A 23,954-nucleotide genomic window follows, 5' to 3' on the forward strand; every position below is an offset into this window, starting at 1 on the left:
ATTACTTACTTTCCTGAGTGGTTTGGCTTTTGATGTTTTAACAGTTTGGTTAGCCAAAGACGCTGAACAAAGATGCTTCAGATCATGACCACTAGCTAGTTAAAACATCGATTAATTAGGGCTAGACATGGTTTTAGTTGTCTAGGGTAGGTGGGAATTAAACTGAATTACTCCCATTGATGGTTATTTAACGCCTACCGATACTTTTTAGCTACCAGAATCTACCAAGGCAGATCCTAGCCCGCCAATGCAAGATGCAATCGCATCCAGGGGGTATCTCCCAAAGCTCTGACGGAATATCCCGCGAGCGCCATAAAAATGTCAAAAAAGTTATAACACCGGGATAGAGAGCGCAACTATTAAACCCTTGGTTTTCGGCTTTAATTTAAGTTACATAATAATCCCTGTCGGTGTTACCCTAATTTAAGTCTAACAAATAATAAGAGTTTTTGGTAGACTCTGCGACATTTTCTTGTGCTGTTTACTAACCTTACCCTACATGTCTTGTTAATCTCTACGACTAAGTTTCTAGGGCTGTAAGTTGTTCAGGACAGGAGGCACAGTCCTGAATTCCGATTGGTTTGTGTGCCTATTTATGAATGTATCAACTTGGCTGAACTTTTGGTAGACTCTGTTCAGATAAATTTGCTTAACTTAAACTTTGTTTAAAAAGCCTATGAATTCGTAACGTTGGACAAATCCTATAGGACTTACGGCGCAAACCCGGTTATTGAGGGTAATTACACCGATTTCAGCCTTTGACTGATAAGAGAAACCAGGTTTTAATGGTCTTAGTGTGTAAGTTCTGTACTAATTATTGATTCGATAATATTCCACCCTCAGTAACTCTTCCCGAATCTAATTTGATCATGGGTATAGGGATAAATGGGTAAATTAGGGCATGGGATAATATAGATTTTCGTTTGATTCATATGTTAAGCATTTTGTTAGCTTGTATTAGTTGACCAAGGCTCTAAGGGAAAATTTGTCCAAAATTGATTAAACTTTCTCATCACCTGTCCTAGGTAGTGCCAAGGGTTAACTGGAACAGGACTTACGCATTTGCTCCCTAAATCACCCAATTCTGGGGTACTTTGACATCATTACCCCCAAAATTGGGGGGCTAGGGGGGCTATATCAACTTAACCGCGTAAGTCCTGTGGAAGTGGAAGACACAGCCATGTGGCCAAATTAATATGAGGGGTGACACCCCTCATTAAAATGGCTATATTTTGATTATGTAGATGCACCCTGATGATCAAGAGAGCTTGAAGACGGCTCTCTTATTTTTTTTTAGGGAAAGGGATCCATGCAGGAGATCTCAAAAGCTGTGTGTACTCATTCAAAAACAACGCAAAATAAACAACGCAAAATAAACAACGCAAAACTAGCGAATGCGATTGGCCTAAGGCCACGCTTCGCGATCGCATACTCTGTCGGACATGATCTTACCAGCAATATTAAATCAATACGTCTTCTACCATAATTTCATTTAAAGTTTTCAATAACTCCCGCTCATTGTAAGGCTTATAAAAATAGGCAGATGCCCCTAAAGTCATAGCTAGTTGGCGATGCTTAGAGCCACTCCGGGAGGTGAGCATAATAATGGGTAAAGTCTTTAAGCTCGGCTCTACTTTGACCCGAGTTAAAAAGCCGTAGCCATCCAGCCGGGGCATTTCGATGTCACAAATAATGGCTTTCACCTCTAATCCCCGAAGCAGTTTTTCTATCCCATCCTGACCATCTTTGGCATGTTCTACAATATACCCAGCTTTTTCTAACCCCAATGCCAACATCCGGCGCACGTTAATCGAGTCATCAATGATTAAGATGGTGTCTTTGGTACTTGGTTGTATACCGATTGAGGGAGGTTGTTGCTCCACAAATCCCTTTGAGGTGGGGCAATGTTGTGGGGATAAACTCTCTAGGTTAGTGGTGCGCTGACAACTGATTATCCAGCGTAGCATGGCGTTGGCGTCTACCAGAGGAACCACTCGACCGTTGCCGAGAATGGTACAGCCGCTAAATCCATCAGGTAACCCTAGGGTTCCTTCTACTTGACGCACGGTGACTTCTCGCTCTCCCCAGGAGCGGTCTACACACAGGCCGATTAATTGCTCGGCTTGATTGATAATTAGAATAGTAGGTTCGTTGATGCTCGGGGTTTCTTCTAGGGTGGTGACCCGACGGCGACAGTAAAATTTCAGCCACTTTTTCATGCGAATCAGGGACACCATTTTCCCTTGCCAGTTGATGACTTCGTTGCCTAGGGTGGTTATGATTTGCTGGGATTTGAGCATCAGCATCTCTTGAATCACATCGATGGGAAATGCCAAGAGCATGCCGTTACTTTCCACTAGCAGGATGCGTGCTACCGATAGGGTAAAGGGGACGGTGAGGGTAAAGGTGGTTCCCCAACCGGGTTGGGTATCGACTCGGATATTCCCCCGGATTTGCTTGAGGTTGTTGCGCACTACATCCATCCCCACACCACGACCAGATAGGTCGGTGACTTGATCAGCCGTACTAAATCCGGGTTCAAAAATCAGAGACAGCAATTCCTGGTCACTGGCGCTGGCGAGCAGCTCCTGGTCTAATCCCATTTCCTCTGCTCTGGCTCGGATTTTAGTTAAATTAATGCCTTTGCCATCATCACGGAGGGTAAGCTGGGTCTGGTTCCCCCTGTGGATGGCTTTGATTTCAATAGTTCCCTTTGGCGGTTTCCCCATAGCCTGACGGGTGCTAGGGTCTTCAATGCCGTGGTCGAAGGCATTGCGCAATAAATGCATGAGGGGGTCACTCAGGGTTTCCAGGATGGTGCGGTCAATCAGGGTACCTTTCCCCACTACCTTGAGTTCTACTTGTTTGCCATGCTCCACACACAAGTCCCGCAAAGCTCGGGAAAATCGTCCCACTAAATCAGATAAGGGACGCATCCGAACCTGAGTCAGATTGGTTTGCAGCTGCTTGGCAGTTTTGTTTAATTCATGGGCAATGCTATCAGTATCGTCTAGGGTCAATTCCAAATCGCTGGTGACTTCTTCGATTTGAACAATGGTTTCCATCACCTCCCTTGATAGCAGGTGCAAGTCGCTGTAGGAATCCATCTCTAAGGCATCAAACCCTTGAACAGTAATAGCTAGGGAAGTAGAGGAAGCAGAGGAAGCGTCAGAAGCGGCGGGAGAAGATACGGAAGATGGCAGCAACAGTCCCTCGGATTTGCTGGTTTCCCCATCCCCCTGTCTTCCTGTCATTCCTCTTGGGGTGGCAATCTGGTCATAAGATGTGCGCAGCTTGTGATTGGAGGCTTCGAGAATCTTGACCCGGCGGCTGAGGTTGTCTACTAGGGTGCGCAGTCGTCCCAGTTGCAGGGAAAGACCATTGCGCTCGATAGTCAGTTCTCCAAACAAGTCATTGAGTCGATCCAACTGTCGCACAGGAATGCGCACAGTATTTTCCTGGTGTGGGTCTTTTGAGGAGTCTTCCTGATTGTTCTCCCTCACGAAGATGGGTTCAGGGCAAGGGGGGGAAGACAAGGGAGGGGGAGAAGACAAGGGAGAGGGGGAAGAAATCTTGGGATTGCTATCCACCCATTGAAATACCTTTACTTCCCCTTGATCTGGCTGGTCTGGCTGGTCTGGCTGGTCTGGCTGGTCTGGCTGGTCTGGCTGGTCTGGCTGGTCTGGCTGGTCTTCCTGGTATGCCTCATCCCCTTGTCCGAGTAGTTCTGGCTGATCGGTTTCCAATTCCCCAACTAATATAGCTTCCTCTGGCACCCCTGGGTCTGTAGCTCCTCCTTCATTCTCCTGAAACTCCCTAGCTTCGAGGCGGCGGGGTAAATGAGTCAGTTGACCCACCAGTACCAACGCCTGGGATTGCCGCCACAGCATTAGAGCTTGTTGGGCGATCGCTTCCACTTGGTCTGGGGCAGCTTCTAGCTGGTGATTGATGTCTTCGCACAACTGGCTAAAAGCCTCAAGCTGCAGCATTTCTCCTAACCCGCCCAATTCTTGAGCCATGATGGACACTTCTTCTAGCAAGCAGGGTCTTTCGGGGTCTGCTAATACCCCTTCTAGGCGAGCTAGACACCCTTCCACTTCTGTTTCAAACAGCATGGCAGTCACATTAGTGCCATCCTCTGCTCCCAGCATAGTAGTTGCATCATCTGCGACCGGGTCTCCTAGAATCTCGTGCAGTTGATCAAATACTGGGTTAGCTATGGTTTCTAGCCACTGGGAGTCTACCCGATTGCCCTGGCGGTTGATCTCGAGTACCTGGCGCAGACAGTCTACCCCCTGTAGGAGTAGACTTTCGAGTTGGTTTTCGATTGCGATCGCATTTTTCTTAGCCTTGAGAACTTTAAATGAATCCTCTAAACGGTGAGTTAGGTGACTCAAGGTGCCATATCCCATCATCCCAGCTCCCCCTTTGACAGAATGAACCGCTCGCAGAATCCCATCCATTTTCTGACTATCAATGGCAGCGCTGGCTAAACCCAGCAGCACCGATTCAATGGTATCTAAGTATTCCTTTGCCTCTTCGAGAAACTGTAGCTGAATTTCCAGTTCTTTGTCCTGTGACATGTGTAGTGGTTAGTGGTTAGTGGTTAGTGGTTAGTGGTTAGTGGTTAGTGGTCATAATTCTGATCAACTTTAAACTTGCCAACCGATGTTTGTAATTCTTCAGCAATACTGACAGTGTCTTGGAGGGAGTGGGAGATATGTTCTGTTGACTGGTAAGTGCGTTCTGAGATTTGGGCAATGTCTTTCATTACGTTGGTCACAGCGCTTGAGGTTTCCGCTTGGGAAACGGTAGCTTGGAATATGGATTGAATGAATTGGTCGATTTGGGTGGAGACGTTGAGGATTTGACCAAAACTGTCTTTGGCTTCTTGAACTAGATAGGTGCCTTCGACCACTTGGGTAGTCCCCAGTTCCATGGCTTCCACCACTTCGGAGGTGCCTTGTTGGATGTTATCTACAATTTGTTCAATTTCTTTAGTGGCCGTGGCAGCGCGAGCAGCGAGTTCCCCAACTTCTTCGGCAACCACGGCAAATCCTTGCCCCTCTTCTCCAGCTCGGGCAGCTTCTATGCCAGCGTTGATCGACAATAGGTTGGTTTGCAGGGCAATTTGGTTAATCAATGCCACCACTTGGGAAATTTGCTGGGAGGATTCCCCGAGGCGCTTGACTTTTTTGGCAGTTTCTGCTATTGTATCTCTCAAGATTAGGATACTGGCAACAGAGCGCTCAATAGCGTAGGTGCCGCTTTGGGCGGTGTTGGCAGCGGTATGGGCGACAGCAGCGGCTTGGCGGGCATTAAAGGCTACCTCTTGAATAGAACCAGTCATTTGAGCCACAGAATCTAGGGTGTCGGTGATTTCCTGGGTTTGTTGGAGTGCGGCTTCAGACAGTTGATGAATAGCTCCAGCATTGTCCCCAACAGACTGGTGTACCTCAGTAGCAGCAGTTTTGACTTGGGTAACAATCCCTCTTAGACTTTCGATGACGGCATTGAAGAAATCAGCCACAGTGCCAATTTCCCCACTGAGGATCTCAGCCCTTACCGTGAGGTCACCTTGAGCAGCTCCTTCCACTTTATTAACCAGTTCTAACAGTTGCAACTGTAGGGCTTCCCGTTGTTGCTGTTGTTCCTGGGAAACTACTTCCGCAGCAATGCGGGCTTGTTTGAGCTGCTCCACTAGCTTGGCTTGCTCAAGGGCAAAGCCCAATTGAATCGCCATCTGCGTGAAAAAGTTGATGTCTGATTCTTGCCAATGCCGGGTACCGGAACACTGATGGGCGACCAACAGTCCCAGTAATTTGTCCTCCCCTAAGATGGGGGCGACTAGGTTAGCTTTGACTTTAAACGGTTCAAGTTGACCCAAGTAACACTCACTTAAGTCTGCCTGGTAAATGTTATCCAAGGCACTAACTCTACCCTGCTGATACTTTTCCACATATTGGTGGGCAAAGCAGGGGTCAGCAATTTCTGCTCCTAGGGATTTCGGCCAGCCATGACCCACGGATTCCGCAACAATGGTTCCTTGCCAATTTTCGTCAAACAGATAGACTAGGACTCGGTCGGTTTTCAGAGCTTCTCGGATGCCACTGATGGCTGACTGGTAGATTTCCTCGACTGTGAAGGATTTCCGGATACCGGAGGTAATCTCAATGACTTGCCCAGCTCGGTCGGCTTCGGCGGTCTTCACTGTGGCGAGACTGGCACTGCTTAAGGCTAGTCCTAAGTGGGTGGCTAATTCCTGTAGAAAGTCAATCTCATCGGTGCGCCATACTCGAGTGTTAGAACACTGATGAGCTACCAATAAGCCAATTAGATTATCGACCCCCACAATCGGGACAACTAGGTTTGCCTTAACTTGCAGTCGGTTCAACAACTGCATATGGCCAGAGGAATATTTCTGTGCTTGGACATCACTGGTGGGCACAACCCTTCCCTTGCGATAGGCTTCCAGCAATTTTCTGGGAATACAAGCATCGGTGATTTCGTTGGCGATTGCTTTTGGCCAAGGGGAGTCTACCGCTTCAGCCACAATGGTTCCCCGATAGCCTGGGTCAAAATAATAGATCACCACCCGGTCGGCGGCTAACTTTTCCTTAGCAGCATTTACCACTAAATCAAAGGCATGGGCTTTCTGATCAGGTTTGGCAGCATGGGTGACAACATCAGCAAATAACCGAGCCTTGTCTAGGGAAGCTTGTTGCTTAGCAACTAGGGTCTGTAGCTGAGATGCCATACGGTTGATATTTGACCCAAGTACCCCCAGCTCATCGGTTCCCACCAGCTCCAAACGGGTATCCAGTTGCCCTTCCCCGAGGGCTTTCACTGCCTTGGTAGCTGCTAACAAGGGACTGGTCAACCGGTTAGCGAGATAGACAGCTACTGCAGCAACTAATAAGGTGGTCAGGGAGATTCCCAGGGTCAGGGTGAGGAGTAATTGTCGCTGGGGCAGAAATGCGATCGCATCTGGGGTGGCCATGACTGCTACCCAGGGCAGGTCAGGTAAGTCGTTGATTTTACGAAAGGGGGTATAGGCTAGCAGATCCTGATGCTTTTTGACCTGATCAGATGTGACTAGAGTATTTGGTTTATCAGCAGTTAGCAGTTCTTTGGCGTCCGGGAATACCTTGGTTAGGGGCTGATTAACGATCTTGCTTTGGTTGGAGAGAAAAATTTTACCGTTGGTGGTATTGATTAAGTAAAGTTCTTCGCGATCGCTGCCCATCAGGTTGATCGAATCTTGAAGGTATTGGATGGGCATCCGGGATTGGATAACTGCGACCAGCTTTTGTGTATTTTCGTCAAGTACCGGTGCAGCTAAGTAAAGGGATAACTGACCAGACGCATCCGAGTGTATCGGTTGACTAATCGCCGGTTGTTTGGTCTTGATCACCTGCTCAAAATAAGACCGGGAGCTGGGATTATCTACCGGAGTCTGATTAGATTTGGCAATCACTTTGCCTGTTAAGTCGAAAACAGCTATACTGTCGTAGACTTGGTAAATGTCTTCGTAGCGGTTTAATAATAGGGATTGTCTTTCCGAAAGGGAGCTGGTCTGCTGTTGACTGGAATTAGTAAAAACTGGGAGCGTAGCTAGAACTCGAATATCGGCATAGCGGTCTTGTATGAAGCCCTTGAGGTTGTCTTCTAGGCTAACTACCCTAGCAATGTTATTTTGGGAAATTTCTTGGGTAATAGATTGCTTAGCTAAGTTATAGGCAATAGAGCCAATCAGCAGCACAGGAATAGTGCCTAGGGTGATCAATAATGATGTTACTTTAGTTTTTAAGCTGAGTTTAAGACCCCCAGAGCGTTTGGAACTGCTAGGTGCTTCAGAGGAGCCTATAGGCTCAGCCCCATCCTGAGCCGAGTTTTGGCTTGGTTCTGTGCTAGTCAAATTTATAACTGAGTCCAATTCAGCATGGTGACGATACCTGTCTTTGGTTACCCCTTGACTATTTAAATCCTGATTAATTTCATTATTATATATTGATTTATCAAATTCTTTCACCATAAAAAAGCACCATTACCTGGCTACAAACTTATTTTTTATCAAAGCATTGATATATCTATTATCTAAAAAAAAAGTATCGTTTGAGGGTAGTTTTAAATTAACAATCAACAATTCCCAGCTGGCATTGAGTTTAAGTCAATTCCCGTTAAATTAGGTGTTGTGTAAAAGAGATGAAGCCATAATTGCCAAACCATCTAGTACTAACAAAATTTCTTGCTCTTGCAAAGCGCATCCCCGTAAGTAGGGAACCAAACCCGATGACACTTCTCCCAGTGGAGATTGAATACAATCGGGTGTGAGTCGCAACACCCCTTCAATGCTTTGGACTGCAACCCCTAAAGACGCTGACTGATTACGGAGCGTCACTATGTTGTACTGTTGAACATTAGTTTCTACGGTCGGTAAACCTAGCATTTGAGCTAGATCAATTACCCACAAAACACGAGAACGCCGATTCATCAACCCCTGTACGTACAGGGGCATATTTGGCATGGGGGTCAGACGCTCTTGGGGCAAGACTAGAACTTCCTGGGCTTGATGCATAGATATAACCGCAGGGGTTTGTTCATTTAACAAAAATTTAAGATAAGCATCCCCGATATTATTGTGTTCTTCAGATGGTTTGGTTATACTAGCTAACTGAGACCAGGTTTGGGGGGTATGGGCTAGTGCTGACGTATTCATTAATTCACAAGTAAACCTATGTTAGGAGACCGATCATTGGTGAGTTGATATATAATTTCTGAGTTTGCCAAGATATTGGTTAAGTAAACTCTAACCAATAGACTAACCTATAATAGTAACCTATAACAGAGGGATATGTTTTTATAAAACCACCCTAAATGTCTGAATAAATCAACACCGAATTCAGCTTTTTATCCTTGATAGATATAAAGTAGATAGATACCCAATGATTAGTTGAGATGTTTAAACACTATCTTGAGGAGATCGGATTGGTTAAACGGTTTAGTCAAGTAACCAGATGCTCCAACAAGTTTAGCCTTAGCTCGGTCTAGGAAACCAGTATTGCCAGTTACCATAATAATTGGGGTATGTTTAAAAAGTGAATGCTTTCGTAACAGAGAACATAGCTCATAACCATCTAAGTTTGGCATGGCAACATCGAGTAAAATTAGGTCAGGCTTAATGCGGATAACTTGCATTAATGCCCTAACTGGGTCATTAATCATGACAACAGAGAAACTTTTATCTTCCAAGAAGGAGTTAATGGCATTTAAAACACTTGTACTATCATCAATGCAAGCAATCTTGTAAGTTTTACTGGTAGACGTTGGTTGTTGATTAACCGAGGTATGATGCTGAAATCTCTGCTCTAATGGAGCCGAGTTATTTAGAGAGGATTCGTGAATTGAGTTCAATGGTGTAGAATTTCCGATTGGGACTACAGAATGAGAGCTATAGGGATTATTCACTGGCTTTGATTGAGAAGAGGGCTGATGTTGTAACTGTTCGTAACAGTGTTCAACAATTGTGCGAAGGTCAAGCCTACAAAATTTATGCAAATCCTCAGATGGATTAGTTTCCAGTAATTGGTAAGTTCCTTCTTTCTCTGACAGCAGAGAACCTATTACCTCTTCAGCCAATTCTTCGATTAGACTTGCTGCCTGAACGGAATTCAGATAATGTTGATTGACCAACCAACAAATTGCTTGGTAATCTGAAGGATAACTTGAAGTACTGTTTAAGTTGGCTTCAAAGAGCAGACGAACCTGAACCCGAACGGCACTAACAAGGGTAGTAATTCTACGACTTAGACGAGATAAGTAATGGTCTAGGCGATCAAAGGGGTTGATGGAGTTTGAGGCATAGATTAATTTACCATTTTCTAGATAGATTGACCAAGAAACTGAACCACTAGATACTTGTAAACATCCATTGGCATGACGACTGGATAATTGAGCCAATAAGGAAAGGGGGTTTAGTTTTTTATCATGCCTGTAGCTATTGATGTAGGTGGAGTTCATTTTTATCTAATCCGCTGTAAATCAATTGATGAAAAAAATCAATACTAATGATTGATTTCCTTGGCGTAATAGTTAGCTACATCCTAGCTAGGGTAGATTCCGTAAAGTTTTATTGAAGTGAAATTATTTTTTTAACTAAAAATCGATTTTCCAAACAAATAACAGCCATACCCTAACTAAAACTGTACAATAGGTTATGTGACTAGTAAAGATTACCTAATCAACTTAGGTAGTAGCTGCTTCCCTGAATTTGATATCTCAGAAATGAATGGGAGCTGAGATTCAAAAATTAAACGGTTTTAAGTTATTTGAAAAAAAATGAGGGGTGGATTCTCATTTGCATTGCACCATGACATCCAAGAGTGAAGGGTAACTATAGTCAGCTTGCATACACCCTCTAGGGACAGAAAAACTTTCCCAATACTAGATTAACCAAAAATTCACTCGTTGTCAATTATCATAACAAGATTGTGTATCATCTGTGTAAAGCTTATATAAATAGTTTTTTTCAATGGATGAAGTTAGTGTAATTAATCAGTGACTATTTACTGACTGGCAGAAAATATTACCTAACAATGGGTCAGGGAAAAAGTCTCGGAATTTATCATGATAGTCGGAAGTACTGCTCTAATCAATAAGAAGCTTAGCTAAAATCACTTTAAGATTTGGCTAATTACATTAACGACAAATTAGTTAAGATAACCAAAATTGCACTTGTCAATATCCTTATTGTCAAGTTAAAATTGACTGAGGTCAGACTAGCCTATGGCAACTCGAAAAAAGCGTCTACGTATATAGAGCCCCTATATAACCCTACTATGCGCAAGTTTGGGGGGCTAGTGCAAGATAAGAGGTAGATTAATAGTATATTACTATAGTAATTAGTTTTTGTGATTGCCAGCAAAGAAGTGCTTTCCATCAGCAGGGTGATTTGCTCGAAACGTTTTCCGCTCTACAGGAAGACGCAAAAAAATAGTTAGCTTAAATAAGACCTTACTTTGGCAGTCTACCCTGGGAGGAATTGTCTCCCATTATAGGAATAACGTTACGAATAAACTTGTCTGGATGCTAGCTACCGTTAACAATTAACAATCAACGCTAGGAATGTTGCGGAAACATTTCCTAGGCTATATCTTGTCGTTTTATCGATTGGTTAGACAAGTATCGGGAGATATTAATCCCTTACAAAGCCAGTTGATGTTACATTTGGGCTTAATTTTTTATCAAGTCCTATTAAATTCCGCTATAGCTATAAACTCAGTTACAAACGTCTTTTATTAATCAAATATTATGACTCATTTTGGCATCATTTGTCCGGCTGCTTCTGGTCATATTAACATGATGACTACTTTAGGTTATGAACTGAAACAGCGTGGTCATCGCGTCACCGTATTGGGAATTGAAGATGTTCAAGAAAAAGTTCTAGCTGCAGGATTAGAATTTCAGGTTATTGGCAAGTCTGATTTTCCCAAAGGAACAACGAAAGACATATTTACTAAACTAGGTAATCTCAGTGGAATTAAGGCATTTAAGTATACAATCAATTCGTTTGTAAATGTAGCCAAAATGTCTCTTAGGGATGCCCCAGAAGTAATTAAAACAGCAGGTATAGAGCTATTGTTAGTCGATCAAGCTTCTCCAGAAGGAGGAACTATCGCTGACTATCTAGACATTCCTTTTGTTAGTGTATCCAGTTCCTTAATTTTCAATCGAGAAATAAGTGTTCCTCCCGTTATGACGTCCTGGAATTATGACCCTTCATGGCGGGGAATTCTACGGAATAGACTAGGTTATGTACTGGTTTATTTTATGAGTAAGTCTCTGCGAAAAGTTATTGGTTATCATCGTAAAAAATGGAATTTATCTTCCTATAATAATGTGAATGAACAGTATTCCCAATTGGCTCAAATTAGTCAAGAGCCTCCTGAACTTGAATTTCCCAGAAAAGAACTACCATCTTGTTTTCATTTCACAGGTCCGTATCATTATTCAAATTCAGCTAGTCGAGAATCAATTCCCTTTCCCTATGATAAATTAACTGGACAACCCTTAATATATGCTTCGATGGGAACGTTACAAAATCAGCTCCTCTCGATTTTTTCAATGATTGCAGAAGCTTGTGTGGGATTAGATGCGCAATTAGTCATTGGTTTAGGTGGGGGTACTAGTCCAGAATCTTTGCCAGAATTGCCGGTAAATCCGATAGTTGTTGGCTATGCACCTCAATTAGAACTCTTAAAAAAAGCCACTCTAACTATCACTCACGGCGGGACGAATACTGTCATAGAATCGTTGACTAATGGAGTACCAATGGTAGCTATTCCCATTACTAACGATCAACCAGGAGTGGCGGCGCGGATCGCTTGGACAGGAACAGGGGAAGTAATACCTTTGGGAAAAGTCAGGGTGGAGAAGTTACAAAAGGCTATCAAACGAGTCTTAACCGAAGATTCCTATAAAAAGAATGCTTTGAGGCTACAAGAGGCAATTACACGAGCAGGGGGAGTGAGTCGAGCTGCTGATATTATCGAGCAGGTTGTTGCTACAGGTAAACCCGTTATTTCTGAGATCACTACCCAACATTGATATACTATTGACTATGGCGATATCGACGAAATATATACTACTATAAATCGTAATAAATCACTAATTAAACACGATTAATTAGTATTAATTATACATTATTATAGTTTTTTATAAAATAAAATGACTCATATTGGCATCATTTGTCCTGCTACTTCTGGTCATCTTAATCCTATGACTACTTTAGGTTACGAACTGAAACAGCGTGGTCATCGCGTCACCGTATTAGGAATTGAAGATGCTCAACCAAAAGTTCTAGCCGCAGGATTAGAATTTCAAGTGATTGGCAAGTCGGATTTTCCCAAAGGAACAACAAAAGACGTATTTATTAAACTAGCTAATCTGAGTGGATTTAAGGCATTTCAGTATACAATGAATAGGATGGTCAATGTAGCAAAAATATTTCTTCGAGATGCTCCAGAAGTAATTAAAGCAGCAGGTATAGACCTATTGTTAGTCGATCAAGTTTCTCCAGAAGGAGGAACTATTGCTGAGTATCTAGACATTCCTTTTATTAGTGTATGCAGTGCCTTAATGCTGAATCGGGAAATAAGTGTTCCTCCCTGTATAACCTACTGGAATTATGACCCTTCATGGTGGGGAATTCTACGTAACAGAGTGGCTTATGCACTGCTTTCTATTATAGTGATCAAATCTATGCGAAAAGTTGTTGATCAGTATCGTAAGCAGTGGAATTTATATCCCTATCATAATCCCAATCACAGCTATTCCCAGTTGGCTCAACTAAGTCAACAACCTGCTGAATTTGAATTTCCTAGAACAGAACTACCGTCTTGTTTTCATTTCACAGGGCCTTATAGTAATCCAGGGAGTCGAGAACCTGCGCCTTTTCCTTATGAAAAGTTGACTGGACAACCATTAATTTATGCTTCTATGGGAACTTTACAAAATCGGCTTCTCTGGGTTTTTCAAATGATTGCAGAAGCTTGTGTGGGATTAGATGCTCAATTAGTGATTGCTTTAGGTGGGAGTGCTAGTCCAGAATCTTTGCCAGAATTGCCCGGAAATCCCATAGTTGTTGGCTATGCACCTCAATTAGAACTCTTACAAAAAGCCACTCTTACCATCACTCACGCAGGAATGAATACGACTCTAGAATCATTGAGTAATGGGGTACCAATGGTAGCTATTCCCATTACCAACGATCAACCAGGAGTGGCGGCGCGGATCGCTTGGACAGGAACAGGGGAGGTAATACCTTTGGGAAAAGTCAGAGTGGAGAAGTTACAAAAGGCTATCAAACGAGTCTTAACCGAAAATTCCTATAAAAAGAATGCTTTGAGGCTACAAGAGGGAATTAGACGAGCAGGGGGAGTGAGTCGAGCTGCTGATATTATCGAACAGGTTGTTGCTACAGGTAAACCAGTTTTTGTTTCAACAAAACCAAAAGTATTGAATCTAGGAATAAGAGATTACCAAAATCCCTGATGCTTAATGGGGCAAAAAACTCCTGAAAGTATTGTTACGAGGAAGGGTTAAATTTAAGCTAAAAAGTTTACCCTATATAGCGTTTATCGTAGCTATGAAGTACACATTATTTTGTGCCTATTCCCTCTTTCCTCTTTTTTATTCTCTGCTCCCGTCTTGATGCAGCGGTGCATCGCTGCATCGCTGCTCCCTGCTCCCTGCTCCCTGCTCCCTAAAACCTTAAGTGCGACCCGTGGCTAATTTAATTAGCCACGGGTCGCACCTCATAAATTTGTATATCAAAAGTTGTATAGTTGCTATATATATTAGCACTATTTCTGTCGCAAATTCTCGCGCTTAGTCCCATTAGGTAGTTTTCGTAGAGTGTTGGTAAAATTTTAAATAGGTAGGTCTTTTGGCAAATTAGAGACCTATCTTTTTAGACTACACAATGCTATTAGCTTTACATACCCAATATTTCAGCCTATTTTTTTGCCTCTTTATAACCTTCCGCATATGAACCTGATATTTCCCTCATGTAAGGTTCTAACTTATGGAAAATTTTATCATATTTTTTGGTGACTTCTGGCAATAAGTTTATGGGACGTGGTTCGATGACGCTTTCATAATCAAAATTTGATTTTGATTTTAATTTTAGAAAATCTAGACTCTTTAAAATGGTAGTTTTAGGGGCATCACATAGTTGTTCGTATGTGATATAAATATAGTCTGTTTTTGGTAAGTAAATAATATTATTGAAGTAGTAATGATGGAATTGAACAGTCTTTTGAGTAACTTTGCTTAATGCGAAGTTAAAGTAAGGTGAATATAAAATTCGAGAGATTAAATGTCGAAGCGGTTGGTTTAATATATTTCTGTAATCTCTGGAAATTAGAGCAGTGTATTCGCACCTAGTAGATAACATCAGACGTATGGCTTTTAGTTTAGAATTGATTATATGAATCGGATTACGGTGAATGAAAATAAACTTAGCTGCCGGAAAAACACTCTTCACATACATATAATTTGGAAAATCCCATGGATTCTTCAGCAACAGAGGTTTATCTGGATCGGATACCAATTGAATTTTGCGGCATAACTCTTTTAAAATAGGTAAATTATTAGGGTTTAGACCTGCTCTTTTTCCGGTTTTATTATTAATAATAAAACCATACTCTTCTGGTAAATTTGGAGTTACAATTACTTTATCAATAGTGCGATTACTTATCCCCAATGATTTAAAAAGTTGCGCTAATTCTTGAATAGCCTGTTCTTCAGTTTGATTAATATGATTAAACAAAAGCTCATCATATTTCAGGATATGATAAGCTTTGACAAAGTTAAAACACTCCGTCGCCACCAATAGTTTGTATAATAAAGTTGTACCAGACCGATGATCTCCCATAATAAAGATCGGATTAAAATCTACTTTTTGTAGCAAATTTAGGTAAGGTTTGTCAGAAACAGTATTATTAGTTTTAGATTGCATATTCTCTATCAGCCTTATTTCTATGTTTGATAAAAAACTTGGTTACCTGTAGATACCACAAATGTCTTTAAGGGTTTGTGGCTCCCGTTTATTGTTATTTATAGTTTATTGGTGATCTGGTCAAATTTATACTCCTGATAAACAAATGAAAGGTCTTTCATAATCTGCTCTCTTGTTAAGTTAAATTCTTCAAGATTTCTGACACGATGTTTGCGTTTATAGTTTTTCTGTTGTTGCGCTTGTTCTTTGATAGAGTATTTTAATTGCTCGCTGGGATTAATTCCCGTAAAATTAACTATTTCTTCGAAGGCTTTATATAAATCAGATATTAATAAATTATAACGCATAATTCTGACGTTAATTTCTGGTATTTCTTGATTTTTTTTAAGCTGATAAAAATAGCGATAAAGGTCTACATTATAGCGATATCGCCTTTCTTCATATCGTTTTATTTTATCTAGTGGTATATTTTTTATCCCCCATTGGTTATCGAGAAAATTTCTATCCAGGGAAAGATGAGAAGGAATTGTTTCGTGAGGTGAACGAACTAAATAGATAAATTTGGCATCTGGAAATATTTCTAGCAATGTTTTAATACGGTGAGTAGAAAAATGAATTTGGGCAATTACTTGTTTTTTCCCTGTGTAATAGATATGCCGCTTTAAACAACTTTCAAAAAATTTTACTGAACTTCGACGACGAGATGCTGGTTGCTGATCATGGAAGCGAAGCTCGGGATGCTCCTGATCATCAAAGGCTAGGGGTGTTGTTAAAAGCACAAATTGAGTATCGGCTTCGTGAAGAAATAATAGTTCTTCTTCTTCTACTCTGTCAAGAGAAATTCCATGTCCAATATCATCAGGTATCAGGGAGTTTAGATTGTGTTTAACTAAATAGTCAACCAGAGGTTTAACTAAAATACGAGCTGTAAGTGATGGCACAAAAATATGCCAAGCTTTGAATGTGCTAAATTCTTCTGTCTGGGTTAATACATGATGGAGGAAAGTAGTTCCACTCCGAGGGTGTCCAATGACAAATATCGGTTTCACCACTTTAATGTCACGATACTTAGAAAAGAAAATTTCATCTAAAGCCAGGGTTAGTCTAACAAAAATAAAAGCTAAGGGTGGCAAAAATACCCATAAAAAAAACCAGTGGCTTATCCCAAAGGTTTTCCAACAGGAAATAATAATTCGGTAATAAACTTTTAACATGTTTTATGTCCCAATTATGGTAAATAATTTTTAGTTAAAATAGACATATATAGCGTTTATCTCAGTTACGAGGTACGCTTTTCAACCTCAAAGTCCCCCTTATTAAGGGGGATTTAGGGGGATCAATTTGTACCTTATGGGATATAGAATTGCTATATAGCAGTTCTCAATATTTGAGAACTGCTATAATAACTAATTAGTGCATCTGTGGAACAGGCTTAGGGCTTTACTGCCACCTGTTGACCAGTGGCTGGTGTTCGCCGGAACTGAATCGGTTTGCGGGGAACTAAACCTGCCTTTTGTTGCCATTGAGCGATCTCAGAGAACGACCAGTTACTACCAGCACTGGTCAAGGATAAAAACAAATTCCCCAATGCACCTAGTTGTCCATCTTGTTTGGAAGGAAGTATAGTTTTCTGAACGACGAGATGGCCTCCAGGTCGCAGAGCTTGAGCCAAACGCTGAAATAGCTCAATATTGGTGTGTTCATCAAACTGCTGTACTAGGTTAGCCATAAAGACTAAGTCATAGACATTGGTGCCTAGATCGTCTGTAAGAACATTGCCAGCTTTGTACACCACGCGATCGCCCATGCCTTCCTCGGCAAGAAGCGGTCCTGCATATTCAATCTGCTCAGGTAAATCGAGGATGACCGCTTGAAGGTCAGGGTAGCGGCGGCAGAGGGTTACTGAAAAATAGCCGTGAGAGCCACCAACATCTAGCATATTCTGAGCACGAGTTGGTACAGGTGTGTATTGAACTACCTCAGGAGCAGCTAGGCTAGCGATTGAGCGCAGACCCCGATGATAAAGTTGCCAGTGATCGGGGGTCATTTTATCCTGAGATTCCAGAGGCTCTCCAGTGCGGATGAACTCTTCTAAGTGGGTCAGCCATTCCCAGGCCAAAACCCGGCTAATGGTGAAATCGTAAAGTGACGACTCATTCTGACTTAGTAGCCATTTACGGGCAACTACAGCCAAGCTATAGGACTCCCCCTCCTTGGCAAGGTAATCTGTAGCAACAAGAGCATCTAAAAGCTGGGTTAAGGCATGCTTGTTGAGATTACACCGCCCAGCAATCTCTTCGGCTGAAAGTGAACTTGACCCTAGGGCTTCAAACACACCTAGCTGTGTTGCTGCTATAAGAGATCGGGCTAGAATCAGGCAGGCTTGAGTTTCGATCGCAGGTTGGGGTACTTGCCCCAAGGCAAGGGCACTCTTTTCGAGCAAGTTTTCAGGATTAATACCAACTCTCATCTAGAACTATTAGCTCCTTTAATAAATCCAATGACTGGAATAAAACGGGGTCGATTGGCAAAGACATCACCATAGTTGGTGTCTTCGCTTAAGGCTTGTTCTTCAGTTTGAATACGCCGACTCATTAATAGAGCATTGGCGATGCTGAAAACGATAGTGGTGAAATAAGCAGTATGGATCAGGGGTAAAGCGGCGATTTCCAGAATTACTCCTAGCCAATTGGGATGCTTTAGGTAAAGGTAAATTCCTGAGTTAACTACAGGCTTGCCTGGGAAGGTGATGATCGGAAGAGTCCAACGCTTTTTTAGCGATCGCATTGATAAATACCGCAAGCCTTGACCAGCTACAGTAAGCATCAGTGCTATTGCTGCCAATCCTGGCATAAAAGGGCGGTTGAGCCACCAAACCTCGTTAATCATCGCTGCAAACCAGCTCACCTGCAATACTTTCACTATCCAAAGAGAATTTGAGCCATATTCTCGTCCTCCGTTAGTAAGCAAGTATGTTGCATTCTGTTTGCTGATACGAAGTTCAATCAGTCGCTGTAAAATCACCGCAACTACAACAAGCGTGAAGATAACCTTAGTAATCATGGAGCGCTTCCTACCATTGCAATAGCAGAATTTCCTGGGAGAAACCAGGTCCCATTGCGACCATCAAGCCATAACTACCTGGACTCGGCTGCTCTTGAGATAAGACTTCATTAAGCATATAGAGCACAGTGGATGAAGACATATTGCCAACTTTTTCTAAGGTGTCCCAGCTAAGCTGTACTGCTTCCTGAGTCAGTCCAAATTCCTCTTGTATAGTTTTAATTACCTTCGGTCCACCTGGATGCACAATCCAGCAAGAGATATCATCTGTTGATAAGTTATGCTTGTTCAGGAGTCGGTCAATCACCTCTCGCAGTCCTCCTTTGAGATGGTCAGACACTTCAGGTCTAAGAATATTCCTGAAGCCGGTATCGGCAATATCCATTCCCATCAAGTGAGTGGTATTGGGAAGCAAGATTGATCCAATATCAATTACCCGAGCTTGACCTGGCTTGGCTAAGGCATGCTCGCGACCTACCATTAAAACTGCTCCCATCCCATCAGCAAACAATGCAGCAGTAACGATAGAGCAAATGATTTCGCTGTAGAGAGAGGGGTCGTCTGGTAGTTTAGAAATCATTGTTTGCAATTCCATTTGCAAGGAACCCTGCCACAGAGCAGAGGACAGTTCACCAGCAAAGAAAATTGCAGCATCCTTGGGGTGTCCCTCTAGGTACTCTGTCACTCGCGCTATACCTGCTGCTCCACCCATGCAGCCATAGCCAAACATTGGTAGTCGTTTGATGTACCGTGAAAAAGGGATGCGATTCATTAACCGAGCTTCCAGGGAGGGAACCGAAATGGTTAGTGTAGAGGAAGCGATTAATGCGATCTCCTCGGGCTCGATGCCGGTTGAACTGAACAATGACCCCACAGTTTTTTCAAAGTTATCGAGAGCAAGGTTTATAGACCGGTCAGCAGTGACTCCAGGAGTCGGTGGGTCAAACAAGGAATCTAGGGAGTGGGTGAAATAACGGCCTTTGACATTGACATTGGTGAAAAAGCGGTCGATGGTATCTAGATCAAAATCTAGATTCATCGTGATGCAAAACTTTTTGACCGCTGTGGCTAGCACTTCTTGAGGATAGTAGTGCTCGGGAAACGTGAAGGCAGTAGCAGCAATAACAGGCATGGTAATTTTATTCTTAAATAGGTTGAAAGTTAGTCGGTTGAAAGTTAGTCGGTTGAAAGTTAGTTGGTTTTTCGCGTAGCGTGGCCTTTTGGCCAAGGTTAGTTGGTTGTTCGCTTAGCGTGGCCTTTTGGCCAAGGTTGAAAGATTTTGCTGCTTTGTGAAAATAGTGGTTAGTGGTTAGTAATTAGTAATTAGTAGTTAGTGGTTAGCACTTAGATTAGGAAGATTGTTATGCTTTGTTGTGAGCAATAGTATCTGGGTGGTATCCCACTCTCGATCCGGGAGTGGGATTTGACATCACCCCATCACCCCATCACCCCGACAGGTTGGCTAAGTTGGCTAGCGATCGCATCCAATAAAAGCTGGTCATGGCTCTTGAGGAAGAAGTGGTCGCCAGGAAACATTTGCAGGGTGAAGTCTTTCTGGGTCTGCTTGCGCCAAGCCTCAAGTTCCGAATCACTGACTTTGGGGTCGGATTTGCCACCAAACACTGTGATTGGGCAATCGAGGGGATCTGCGCTGGAGTAGAAGTAAGTTTCCAAAATCGCAAAGTCTGCTCGCAACACTGGGAGGAATAGCTCCATCAGCTCAGGATTTTCTAATGTTTCCTGTGGTGTTCCATTTAAGCGACCTAGTGACTGGATAAACTCATCATCAGGCAGTCGATGGATGGGTAGATTCAGATCCGGTAGCTGAGGAGCAGGGCTTGCAGAAACAAATACGTGAACTGGGCTTGGTAAGTTCTGTTTGCGTAACTCACGGGCAAGCTCAAAGCTAATTAATGCTCCTAAACTGTGACCGAAAAAGGCAAAAGGAATGTCTAAGTAAGGATGCAAAACAGGTGTTAGGGCCTGAATCAGAGGTGAGAGGCGAGTAAATGGCTCTTCTTCGAGTCGGTTTTCTCGCCCAGGCAATTGAATTGAACAAACCTCAATCTCTGGTGGTAGCAATTCTAACCAAGAGCGGAAGATAGAAGCACCAGCTCCTGCATAGGGGAAGCAGAATAGACGTAGTTTTGCTTGGGGATTCGGCTTTGCACAAGTGACCCAAAGATTGGCTTGAGGTACTACCTTCTCTGAAGAGTTCATTGTCCCTGAAGACTCATTAGTTGAATCCATCAAGTCCGTAGTGCTCGGTTTGCCTTGAGTTCCTTCATTAGGTGATGATTTGGCTTCTTTAACAACCAGCAATAAAACTTGGGTGATAAAATCCTCAATGCTTAAACTAATGAAGTATTCTAGAGGAACAACCACCTCCAGATCAGTCTCAATTTGATTCCTGAGCTCAACACCAACTATGGAGTCAAGTCCTAAGCTATGAAGGGGCTGCTGTAAGTCCAGTTGGCTGACACCAATTCCAATAACCCTGGCTAATAATTCTGTCAAGTAAGACTCCAACAGTCCCTGGCGTTCTTCTGGTTCTGCCGCCAGCAATTTAGGGCGAGTTAGACTTGGCTTGGCTTCGGGTGCGACACCATGATTAGGGGTGGATTTCCCATTAAGTTCTGATGGCATGCTCAGGGTTACGGTTACCCCTGAACTCTCCTGTTCAGTTGAGTTAGGAACTACGTCCAACCAGTAACGCGATCGCTGCCAAGGATAAGAGGGCAACGAAACACACTGACCCCCAGATGGATAGCGTCGGCTCCAGTCTACTGGGTAGCCCTGGCTGTAGAGAGTACCCAAAGAACCCAACATAACTGCTCGTTCCCGTTGCTGTCGGCGTAGAGAAGGCAATACTGTTCCGTTTTTGCCTGAGTTCTTCAGACACTGGGAGATATTTATCCCTAGGACTGGGTGGGGGCTAATCTCTACAAATAGATTATGCTTGGTCTTGATAAGTTGATCAATGGCACCGGCAAAACGCACTGGCTCTCTGATATTGCGTCCCCAGTAGGCACCATCAAAATTTTCACCCTCATGAGCTAGACCTGTGACGGTTGAGATGATTGGAATAGATGCAGTTTGAGGTGTAATTCCTTGAAGCGATCGCACTAACTGCTCTTGAAATGGCTCCATCTGGGGACTGTGGAAAGCATAATTCACCCGCATCATCTTACAGAAAATCTGTCGCTGGTCAAGGGACTCAAGCACTTCTTCCAGGGCTGCTGCTTCACCTGATAGAACCAGTGAGGTAGGACTATTGATGGCAGCAATAGACAAACGACCGGCATACTTAGCTAACAGTTCCTCTGCCTCAGCTACGGACAACTCCACAGCTGCCATTTTCCCAAAACCTGTTCCCTGCTGCATGAAGCGAGCACGGTGGAAAACAACTTGGACTGCATCCTCCAAGCTAAGAGCTCCCGCAACATGAGCTGCTGCTACTTCTCCCACGCTATGCCCGATTATGGCCTTGGGTTCTATTCCCCAAGAGCGCCACAAAGCAGCTAAAGCAACTTGCAAGGCAAAAATAGCTGGCTGAGCAATCTCAGTTTCTGCCAAGCGGGATGTTGACTCATTAGCCGTCAGTTCCTCCAGCAGTGACCAGTTGGCATAAGAACGTAGCAGCTGATCGCACTTCTCTATAGTGGAGGAAAAGACCGGTTCAGTCGATAATAATTCACGCCCCATCCCCCACCATTGCGGTCCTTGACCAGAAAAGACAAAAACTAGCTTAGGACGGCGGTTCCGTTGCTTACGACCCCAAGACAGACCGGAGTAAGTTTCTCCAGAGCAAAATGCTTCAAGGCCTTCCGTTAGTTCCTCACAGTTTTGAAATACCAAGGACAAACGGTGGTCATGATCAGAACGTCGTACACTAGCTGTATAACAAATGTCTGATAATGAGGCAGTGCTACCAGACGCTGCTGGTGCTAGGAATTCCTGATACTCCTGAGCTATAGCTCTGAGAGCTTCTGGACTGCGAGCAGATAGGGGAAGCAGATAAGGTGACGAGGAGATCCCAGGATAGACAGACTTATTTTTCTTCAAGTTCTCATCCCCTTGGAGAGCTTGCCCTAGAATTATATGGGCGTTAGTTCCGCCAAAACCAAAAGAACTCAATCCAGCCAAAGCTAGACCATCGGTTTCCGGCCAAGGGGTCAGGGTTTGCTGTACCTGAAGCAGAAGTTTGTCGAAGGGAATATAGGGATTCGGTGTTTGGAAATGCAGGCTCGGTGGTATCTTACCATGATGTAACGATAGCGCTACCTTAATTAGACCAGCAATGCCAGCGGCAGATTCTAGATGACCGATATTGGTTTTAGCGGAACCGATAATGCAGGGGTTGTTCGGGGAACGGTCTTGACTCAACACAGCCCCTAGAGCTTCGGCCTCAATTGGGTCTCCTAGGGGAGTGCCTGTACCGTGAGCTTCGACATAGTTAATTTGAGCTGGTGCGACTCCAGCATTTGCCAAAGCTTGGCGGATAACTGCTTCTTGAGACGGACCATTGGGAGCGGTAAGTCCGTTGCTACGGCCATCTTGGTTAAGTGCTGAACCCTTGATCACAGCAATGATATTGTCATTGTCTCTAATCGCATCCTCTAGACGTTTGAGTATTACAATACCGCAGCCTTCTCCCCGGACATAACCGTTGGCTCTGGCATCAAAGGTCTTACAACGCCCATCCTTAGCCATCATTTGTGCCTGAGAGAAAATGATGGTCAACTCCGGAGACAGTAGCAGATTAACTCCACCTGCCAAGGCTAAATTAGACTCTCCACTCTGCAGACTTTGACAAGCAAGATGCACAGCCACCAATGAGGAGGAACAGGCTGTGTCAATTGCCATACTCGGTCCTCGAAAATTAAATAGATAGGAGAGGCGGTTAGCAGCAATACTTAAAGCATTGCCAGTCCCCATGTAGGCATTGATGACACTATACCCCCCTTGCTGAAAACGCTGGTGGTAATCGCTGGCAGAAATACCAACAAAAACACCTGTGTTACTGTGGGCTAGTTTTTCTAGCACCTGCCCAGCATTGTCCAGGGCTTCCCAAGCTACCTCTAGCAAAAGTCGCTGCTGGGGGTCGATATAAACTGTCTCTCTCGGAGTAATTCCAAAAAATTGGGGGTCAAATTGATCTACTTGTTCTAAAAAGCCACCCCACCGAGTACTCATTTTTCCTGGTGTACCAGGTTTAGGATCGTAGAATGCATCGATATCCCACCGATCAGCTGGTATCTCTGTAATGGCATCTACCCCGTTACATAGGAGCCGCCAATACTCCTCCGGGTTTCTGGCACCAGGAAAACGACAACCTAGACCAATAATTGCGATCGCTTCCATTTCTTAA

General features: G+C 43.4%; 12 protein-coding genes. 2 read left to right on the forward strand and 10 right to left on the reverse strand.

The features are described from left to right. Window positions 1–1,460 precede the first annotated feature (1,460 nt). The 4 genes from F6K51_RS01600 to F6K51_RS01615 form a co-directional block, all read right to left on the reverse strand. Window positions 1,461–4,583 (reverse strand): response regulator, encoded by a 3,123-nt coding sequence (locus F6K51_RS01600; protein WP_293017534.1) that lies wholly within the window; start codon window positions 4,581–4,583, stop codon window positions 1,461–1,463. A gap of 44 nt (window positions 4,584–4,627) precedes the next feature. Beyond that, window positions 4,628–8,035, reverse strand: coding sequence for a GAF domain-containing protein (locus F6K51_RS01605; RefSeq protein WP_293017535.1), 3,408 nt, complete (start codon window positions 8,033–8,035; stop codon window positions 4,628–4,630). 150 nt (window positions 8,036–8,185) lie between these two features. Next, the gene (locus F6K51_RS01610) at window positions 8,186–8,719 is read right to left on the reverse strand and encodes a chemotaxis protein CheW (protein WP_293017536.1); all 534 of its coding nucleotides are present in this window, start codon (window positions 8,717–8,719) and stop codon (window positions 8,186–8,188) included. A gap of 230 nt (window positions 8,720–8,949) precedes the next feature. After that, window positions 8,950–10,020, reverse strand: a complete 1,071-nt coding sequence (locus tag F6K51_RS01615) for a response regulator (protein WP_293017537.1) — start codon at window positions 10,018–10,020, stop codon at window positions 8,950–8,952. A gap of 1,290 nt (window positions 10,021–11,310) precedes the next feature. Here F6K51_RS01615 and F6K51_RS01620 point away from each other — a divergent pair. Beyond that, on the forward strand, window positions 11,311–12,606 hold the full coding sequence (locus F6K51_RS01620; protein WP_293017538.1) for a glycosyltransferase: 1,296 nt from the start codon (window positions 11,311–11,313) through the stop codon (window positions 12,604–12,606). Between the two features lie 120 nt (window positions 12,607–12,726). After that, complete coding sequence (locus F6K51_RS01625) at window positions 12,727–14,052, forward strand: glycosyltransferase (protein WP_293017539.1); 1,326 nt, start codon at window positions 12,727–12,729, stop codon at window positions 14,050–14,052. Between the two features lie 463 nt (window positions 14,053–14,515). Here F6K51_RS01625 and F6K51_RS01630 read toward each other — a convergent pair whose 3' ends face one another. The 6 genes from F6K51_RS01630 to F6K51_RS01655 all read right to left on the reverse strand — a co-directional run bounded on the left by F6K51_RS01630 (window position 14,516) and on the right by F6K51_RS01655 (window position 23,947). Continuing rightward, window positions 14,516–15,520: a sulfotransferase gene (locus F6K51_RS01630; protein WP_293017540.1), complete on the reverse strand. Its 1,005-nt coding sequence runs from the start codon at window positions 15,518–15,520 to the stop codon at window positions 14,516–14,518. Between the two features lie 98 nt (window positions 15,521–15,618). Continuing rightward, on the reverse strand, window positions 15,619–16,734 hold the full coding sequence (locus tag F6K51_RS01635) for a sulfotransferase (protein WP_293017541.1): 1,116 nt from the start codon (window positions 16,732–16,734) through the stop codon (window positions 15,619–15,621). 218 nt (window positions 16,735–16,952) lie between these two features. After that, a complete protein-coding gene (locus tag F6K51_RS01640; protein WP_293017542.1) occupies window positions 16,953–17,990 on the reverse strand; it encodes a class I SAM-dependent methyltransferase in 1,038 nt (345 codons plus the stop codon). Then, a complete protein-coding gene (locus F6K51_RS01645) occupies window positions 17,987–18,583 on the reverse strand; it encodes an isoprenylcysteine carboxylmethyltransferase family protein (protein ID WP_075898286.1) in 597 nt (198 codons plus the stop codon). The genes F6K51_RS01640 and F6K51_RS01645 overlap by 4 nt, the downstream gene beginning before the upstream one ends. 10 nt (window positions 18,584–18,593) lie before the next feature. After that, window positions 18,594–19,811 (reverse strand): 3-oxoacyl-[acyl-carrier-protein] synthase III C-terminal domain-containing protein, encoded by a 1,218-nt coding sequence (locus F6K51_RS01650; RefSeq protein WP_293017545.1) that lies wholly within the window; start codon window positions 19,809–19,811, stop codon window positions 18,594–18,596. Window positions 19,812–20,020: 209 nt separating this feature from the next. Next, window positions 20,021–23,947: an alpha/beta fold hydrolase gene (locus tag F6K51_RS01655; RefSeq protein ID WP_293017546.1), complete on the reverse strand. Its 3,927-nt coding sequence runs from the start codon at window positions 23,945–23,947 to the stop codon at window positions 20,021–20,023. Window positions 23,948–23,954 lie beyond the last annotated feature (7 nt).

The organism is Moorena sp. SIO3I8 (genome assembly GCF_010692325.1).
Lineage (GTDB): Bacteria > Cyanobacteriota > Cyanobacteriia > Cyanobacteriales > Coleofasciculaceae > Moorena.

Coding starts and splice junctions, on each gene's coding strand:
- F6K51_RS01635 (WP_293017541.1), bottom strand. CDS start 16,734: ATGTTAAAAGTTTATTACCGAATTATTATTTCCTGTTGGAAAACCTTT.
- F6K51_RS01640 (WP_293017542.1), bottom strand. CDS start 17,990: ATGAGAGTTGGTATTAATCCTGAAAACTTGCTCGAAAAGAGTGCCCTT.
- F6K51_RS01615 (WP_293017537.1), bottom strand. CDS start 10,020: ATGAACTCCACCTACATCAATAGCTACAGGCATGATAAAAAACTAAAC.
- F6K51_RS01620 (WP_293017538.1), top strand. CDS start 11,311: ATGACTCATTTTGGCATCATTTGTCCGGCTGCTTCTGGTCATATTAAC.
- F6K51_RS01605 (WP_293017535.1), bottom strand. CDS start 8,035: ATGGTGAAAGAATTTGATAAATCAATATATAATAATGAAATTAATCAG.
- F6K51_RS01600 (WP_293017534.1), bottom strand. CDS start 4,583: ATGTCACAGGACAAAGAACTGGAAATTCAGCTACAGTTTCTCGAAGAG.
- F6K51_RS01655 (WP_293017546.1), bottom strand. CDS start 23,947: ATGGAAGCGATCGCAATTATTGGTCTAGGTTGTCGTTTTCCTGGTGCC.
- F6K51_RS01645 (WP_075898286.1), bottom strand. CDS start 18,583: ATGATTACTAAGGTTATCTTCACGCTTGTTGTAGTTGCGGTGATTTTA.
- F6K51_RS01625 (WP_293017539.1), top strand. CDS start 12,727: ATGACTCATATTGGCATCATTTGTCCTGCTACTTCTGGTCATCTTAAT.
- F6K51_RS01610 (WP_293017536.1), bottom strand. CDS start 8,719: ATGAATACGTCAGCACTAGCCCATACCCCCCAAACCTGGTCTCAGTTA.
- F6K51_RS01630 (WP_293017540.1), bottom strand. CDS start 15,520: ATGCAATCTAAAACTAATAATACTGTTTCTGACAAACCTTACCTAAAT.